Genomic DNA, 6,000 nt, shown 5'->3' with positions numbered 1-6,000 from the left:
GTGATTTACGCTCCGCGCTTCCTCCCCACGGTCGATTACTCTTCCGCAGTTGCGCTTCACTTCGCTCGCTGTGGTCAGCTTGCGGCCGGACTTTCACCCGCAGGAGTGCGCCCATGCTGGGCGCACCAAAAAAAACGCGCGGCATGCCGCGCGTTCCGGATGAAGACGGCGCAGGGGAGCCGCGCCGCTTCGTCCTGACCTTACCAGCTCAGCTTCAGCGTGTACTTGCCGCTGGTCGAGCCGGTGCCGCCGCTGTAGTACACGACGCGCACGTAGCGGGACTGGGTGGTGGTGCCGGTGTTGGCCGAGCTCACGCTGTCCACCGAACCGGTGCCGTTCTCGCTGCGGCTCAGCAAGGTACCCGAGCTGTTGTACACGTACAGGTCGTAGTCCGAGGTGCTGTTCGGCGTCATGACTGCGCTCAGGGTCTTGCCTGCCGGCAGATCGACACGGAAGTAATCGGTATCGGTCGTGCTGCCCATGACGCCGTTCACGGTGGTGCCACTGGTCGAGACCAGGTTGGCGCTGCTCAGCGTGTTGTTCGACTCGGCTTCGTTGACGGTCGGGGCGGTCGGGGTGGTGGTGCCGCCGATCGCTGCGTTCACCGCCGCGGTCGCGTCCACGATGCCGGTGCCGCAACCCGAGCAGGTCGCCGGGAAGGCGCGCGCGGTCGACTTCAGGATGCTTTCCACCTGGTCCGGGGTCAGCGTCGGCTTGGCGGCCAACATCAGCGCGGCCACGCCGGCCACGTGCGGGGTCGCCATCGAGGTGCCCTGGTAGCCTGCATAGTTGTCCGCGCCCGGCGCGGTCGTGCCCGTGTTCAAGGTCGAGATCACGCTATAGCTGCCGTCGCCGCCAGGCGCGGCCACGTCGACCAGGGTGCCGTAGTTCGAGTAGGACGCACGGCCGCCGGTCTTGCCGGTTGCCGCCACGGCGATGACGCCCGAGCAGTTCGCCGGGCTGGCATTGCTGACGTTCATGTTGTCGTTACCGGCTGCCACGACGACGACCGAACCGCGCGAACGGGCGCCATTGATCGCGGTCTGGGTGGTGGCGTCGCAGGCGCCGCTGCCGCCCAGCGACAGGTTCAGCACCTGCGCCTTGTTGGCGTTGGCCGGCACGCCGCTCACGGTGCCGCCCGACGACCAGGTGATCGCATCGGCGATGTCCGAGGTGTAGCCGCCGCACTTGCCGAGCACGCGCACCGGGATCATCTTGGCGTTGTACGCCACGCCGGCCACGCCCAGGCTGTTGTTGGTGCGCGCCGCAATGGTGCCGGCCACGTGGGTGCCGTGCCAGCTCGACGACGATGCCGGCGAACCGGCATAGCATTCGCCGGCAACGACGGCGTCGCCCGGATCGCTCGGGTCGCTGTCGCGGCCGTTGCCGTCGTTGCCGACGGTGGCGGTGCTGATGAAATCATAGCCCGGCAGGTGCTGGCCGCTCAGGTCGGCGTGCGGGCGGTAGCCGGTGTCGATCACGGCCACGACCACGCCGGTGCCGGTCGACTTGTCCCAGGCGGTAGGCAGGCGCAGGCCGCCGGTGGTGTCGGTGTAGTGCCACTGCTGGGCGTAATACGGGTCATTCGCCGTCGCCATGTGGGTCATGATGCGGTCCGGCTCGGCGTATTCGATGCTCGGGTCACGCGCCATCATTTCGGCGGCCAGCTTTTCGACATCCTTCAGGTGCTTTTTGCCGTTGAGCTTGAACACGCGGGCGCCGGTCGAGATGGCGTGGCTTTCGCTCACGGTCATGCCGAATTCCTGGCCGGCGCGGTCCAGTTTGGCCTTGCGGTCGGCGGTCATCGCGGCAGCCCGGGCCAGGCCCTTGGCGGCCGGCATGGCGTCCTTGTATTTCACGATGATGCGGTCGGTTTCCATGACGAACTGCTGCTTGCTTGCCGGCTGCACGCCGTTGCCGACGCCCGCGACAGCGGTAACGGAGGCAAGGGCCAGCGATACCGCAGCACACATCTTCAACATTGCAGGATGAATCGAATGCGATTGCTTCATGTTTCTTCCTTATTGATTAGTTTTTCCGTCAAGCGAAATGACCCTCGCCTGTGTCGTTGTAGCCGGGTCAAACCCGGGCCGTCTAATGCGGCGAAATGAGCGTAACCTGAAAGGAAGAGGCCGCGTACGACAATTCGATACAATTTCGGTGTATTAACAACACGCGAACGAACCATTACTTCAAAAACATTTTTTCTTCGGCGAAAAGTTAAAACAGGCAAATAACGTATGCCACAGTTGTGTTGACACATCAGAAAATGTGTTGCCTAAAGAAAAAGGCCGTGCATCTGCGCGGCCTTGCTGTTCAGTTACATGACAGCTCAATGACAGCCATACAAGGGCTGGGAAATCGCCCTGGAACTGCATTCCACCGACGCGGCTCGTTGGCGAAGCCGGTCAGATGACCAGGTATTGCTCGGCTGTCGCTCATGCAACGCGCCTGGATCGATCACCCACGGTCAGGGATCGATCAGGATGGCGCGAAAGTCGTTCACGTTGGTACGGGTCGGACCGGTCATGACCAGCTGGCCGAGCGCAGCGAAGAAGCCGTAGCCGTCGTTGTCGAGCAGGCACGTCCTGGCATCGATGCCCGCAGCGGCTGCAGCGCGCAAGGTAGCGGGGCAGAGCCAGGCACCGGCATTGTCCTCGGTGCCGTCGATGCCGTCGGTGTCGCAGGCGATCGCATGCACACCCGGCAGGCCGTCGAGCGCCACCGCCAGCGCCAGCAGGAACTCGGCGTTGCGCCCGCCCCGGCCGCGGCCACGCACGGTGACGCTGGTTTCTCCCCCGGACAGGATGACGCAGGGTGCCGGCAAGGGCTGCTTGTGGCCGGCGACCTGACGCGCGATGCTGGCGTGTACCAGTGCGACGTCGCGCGCCTCGCCCTCCATGCTGGCGGACAGGATCAAGGGGGCGTAACCGGCGGCGCGTGCCGCACCGGCGGCGGCATCGAGCGACTGCTGGGCGGTGACGATGACGCGCACCTCGTTGCGCGCCAGGCGCGGATCGTCCGGCATCGGGGCCGCGAGCGCCGGGTCGGCCAGGACAGCACGCACCGTATCCGAGATGGCGATGCCGTACTTGCCGAGGATGGCGAGCGCATCCGCGCCACTACTGCCGTCCGGCACGGTCGGCCCGGACGCGACCACGGCCGGATCGTCACCCGGCACGTCCGACACCACCAGCGTGAGCACGCGCGCCGGATGGCAGGCCAGCGCCAGCCGCCCGCCCTTGATGCTGGAGAGGTGGCGCCGTACGCAATTCATGTCGGCGATCGGCGCACCGCAACGCAGCAACGCACGGTTGAGCGCGCGCTTTTCGTCGAAGGAGATGCCGGGCGCCGGCAAGGACATCAGCGCCGACCCGCCACCGGACACCAGGCACAGCACCAGGTCATCCGGCCCCAGTCCGCTGGCCAGCGCCAGCATGCGCCGTGCCGCGTCTTCGCTGGCGGCGTCGGGCACGGGGTGGCCGGCCTCGATCACCTCGATATGCCGGGTCGGCGCGCCATGGCCGTAGCGCGTCACCACCAGACCGCCCAGCTCCCCCTGCCAATGGCGCTCGACCGCCTCGGCCATGCGCGCGGCCGCCTTGCCGGCGCCAAGCACCAGCGTGCGTCCCTTCGGTGGCGGGGGCAGGTGCGGCGCAATCAGGCCGTAGGGATCGGCCGCCTCCATGGCGGCATCGAACAGGCGGTGCAGCAGCGGATGGGGAGTGCGCATGGGCTGGCCCTGGTTGCAGTGGAAGCACGATCCTCGCACAAAAGCGCATGGCCGGTGCGGGAGCGCCGTCGGATGGCCTCGATGGTTCCCAAGCGGATTCTGAAATTTTTTCGAAAAACCCTTGCATACCCTGAATTCCAACCTCTATAATTCGGGCCTCTTCGGACGCAATGACAAGCGTCAGACAGAAACCTCTGAATAGAGACAGCGGGCGCTTAGCTCAGTTGGTAGAGCGGATCCCTTACAAGGATTAGGTCGGGAGTTCGAGCCTCTCAGCGCCCACCACCAGTCTGGTTCGGATGGTTGATCGAAGTAACGATCAGAGTAAACGGAGCGGTAGTTCAGTTGGTTAGAATACCGGCCTGTCACGCCGGGGGTCGCGGGTTCGAGCCCCGTCCGCTCCGCCAGCATCAAAGGGAAAAGGTCCGATCCGTCGGACCTTTTTCTTTGCAGTTAAGTGAAATGGTCGGTTTCGCCGGCCACGCGTTCAAGCAACGCAGGGTAAATGGAGCGGTAGTTCAGTTGGTTAGAATACCGGCCTGTCACGCCGGGGGTCGCGGGTTCGAGCCCCGTCCGCTCCGCCAGTAGTAAGGAAAGGTCCGATTCGTCGGACCTTTTTTCTTTTCAGCGATAGGAGTGTTCGTCCCTGCGGACGAACACGGGCCACGGGCTCGAAGGGATTGCCTTGCAAGGCAATCCGCGGCCCGCGGCACGTGGGCGAGCCCCGTCCGCTCCGCCAGTAGTAAGGAAAGGTCCGATTCGTCGGACCTTTTTTCTTTTCAGCGATAGGAGTTCAAGCAGGGCGCGAATGGCTGCGCAGGCAGCGTCACCGTGATGTGGACGCGCGGCCGGCAAGCCGGCCACCCTACGCCCTTCGCTGCTGCGGATGCCCTGCCTCGACCCGGTCACGCCCCCCGTGCTTGGCCGCATACAGCGCATGGTCGGCGCGCGCCAGCCCCGCGCCCAGGCTTTCGTTCGCATCGAGCACCACCACCCCGATACTGACCGTCATCGTGTACGGCGTGCCGCTGGTGATCACCGCCGCCTCGCGCACGGCCAGACGCAGCCGTTCTGCCGCACGGGTCGCGCCGGCCAGGTCGGTGCCGGGCAGGACCATTGCGAATTCCTCGCCGCCGAGGCGGCCCATGGTTTCATGCGCACGCAGGACGCAGCGCGCGGTGCGTGCGAACACGGCCAGCGCCTCGTCTCCGGCGGCATGGCCGAAGCGGTCATTGATCTGCTTGAAGTGGTCGATGTCGATCATCACCAGCGCCAGCGGCTGGCGCTGGCGGAGCGTGACCTGCCGGGCCTGCTCGGCGCGTTCGAGGAAAGCATGGCGATTGGGCAGACCGGTGAGGCTGTCGGTGGCGGCCAGGCGCGCCATCTCGGCGTCGTCCTTCTGCTTGCACAGCAACAGGAAGCCAAAGCCGTTCATGATCATCAGGAGGTAACCGGCCAGGTAAGCCGTTCCCTGCGCGGCGTGCTGGTCTAGCGGCGTGTCGCTCGCGAGCGCACGGAGCGTCCACGACGCCACCGCCAGCGCGAACAGCGCATCGTTCGCGCCGATGATCTTCTGCAGCAGGGACGCACGGCGGCCCGGTCGCAGCAGGATCCACGCCATCGCGGCGGCAGACAGCGCGACGGCCGCGGCGACCAGCGCGGTCATCAGGGAAACCGAAGCGTCGGCGCTGCCGGCGGCAAGGATCACGGCCAGCACCAGGGCCGACACCGGCACCAGCACGCGCTGCCAGCGCTGGAAACCGAAGAAGATGCAGTACGCCGCCACCTCGAGCGACACGGCGAGGACCCAGCCGGCACCCTCGATGCCATGCAGGTCCGGTATGGCGAAATACGTGCGCGACCAACCCAGCAACTGGCACAAGCCGATGCCCATGCGCGCCCACATCCATAAACGCAAGGCGGGACTGGGCGCGGCGCCGTGGGTATAGCCTGCCATCAGCACGGCGAAGGCGACATTGCCGACGCCGAGTGCAAGCATGAATGAATGGATATCGATCACTGCAATCCCTTGTAAGTGCGTCCTTGGATCGACTGCACCTCAACGATATATTTGTATTAATACATGTTTCCCAAGAGAATTATTCTACATGGTTTTGCGAGACTAGCTCGGACAATTGAACAGCTATGTCGACAGCATGAGCAAAGTGCAACACATCCACTGAGGATACTGCTATGAAGCAGATTTTTTGATGCACAGCAGCACTTGATAGCGGATAATTATCAGACAACACCTAACGCACCACTCC

General features: G+C 64.8%; 3 protein-coding genes and 3 tRNA genes. 3 read left to right on the top strand and 3 right to left on the bottom strand.

All coding sequences use genetic code 11. From position 1 onward, the window contains the following. Positions 1-200: 200 nt before the first annotated feature. Together ACFFJK_RS11060 and ACFFJK_RS11055 are read right to left on the bottom strand one after the other, a co-directional pair. On the bottom strand, positions 201-2,012 hold the full coding sequence (locus ACFFJK_RS11060; RefSeq protein ID WP_379679180.1) for a S8 family peptidase: 1,812 nt from the start codon (positions 2,010-2,012) through the stop codon (positions 201-203). A gap of 458 nt (positions 2,013-2,470) precedes the next feature. Then, on the bottom strand, positions 2,471-3,733 hold the full coding sequence (locus tag ACFFJK_RS11055) for a glycerate kinase type-2 family protein (protein ID WP_379679179.1): 1,263 nt from the start codon (positions 3,731-3,733) through the stop codon (positions 2,471-2,473). 209 nt (positions 3,734-3,942) lie between these two features. On the opposite strand from ACFFJK_RS11055, the gene ACFFJK_RS11050 reads away from it, so the two are divergent. The 3 genes from ACFFJK_RS11050 to ACFFJK_RS11040 all read left to right on the top strand — a co-directional run bounded on the left by ACFFJK_RS11050 (position 3,943) and on the right by ACFFJK_RS11040 (position 4,317). After that, positions 3,943-4,018 (top strand) — tRNA-Val (locus ACFFJK_RS11050). Between the two features lie 45 nt (positions 4,019-4,063). Further along, positions 4,064-4,140: transfer RNA gene (locus ACFFJK_RS11045), tRNA-Asp, on the top strand. Between the two features lie 100 nt (positions 4,141-4,240). Beyond that, a tRNA-Asp gene (locus ACFFJK_RS11040) sits at positions 4,241-4,317 on the top strand. A gap of 281 nt (positions 4,318-4,598) precedes the next feature. Here the strand turns inward: ACFFJK_RS11040 and ACFFJK_RS11035 are convergent. After that, positions 4,599-5,732 carry a GGDEF domain-containing protein gene (locus tag ACFFJK_RS11035; protein WP_379679178.1) on the bottom strand — a complete coding sequence of 378 codons (1,134 nt, stop codon included), beginning with the start codon at positions 5,730-5,732 and terminating at the stop codon, positions 4,599-4,601. Positions 5,733-6,000 lie beyond the last annotated feature (268 nt).

The sequence above is a fragment of the Massilia consociata genome (assembly GCF_042432755.1).
Lineage (GTDB): Bacteria > Pseudomonadota > Gammaproteobacteria > Burkholderiales > Burkholderiaceae_D > Telluria > Telluria consociata.
The sequence above is the reverse complement of the archived record's forward strand: the minus strand, read 5'-3'. Positions and strand labels throughout refer to the sequence as shown.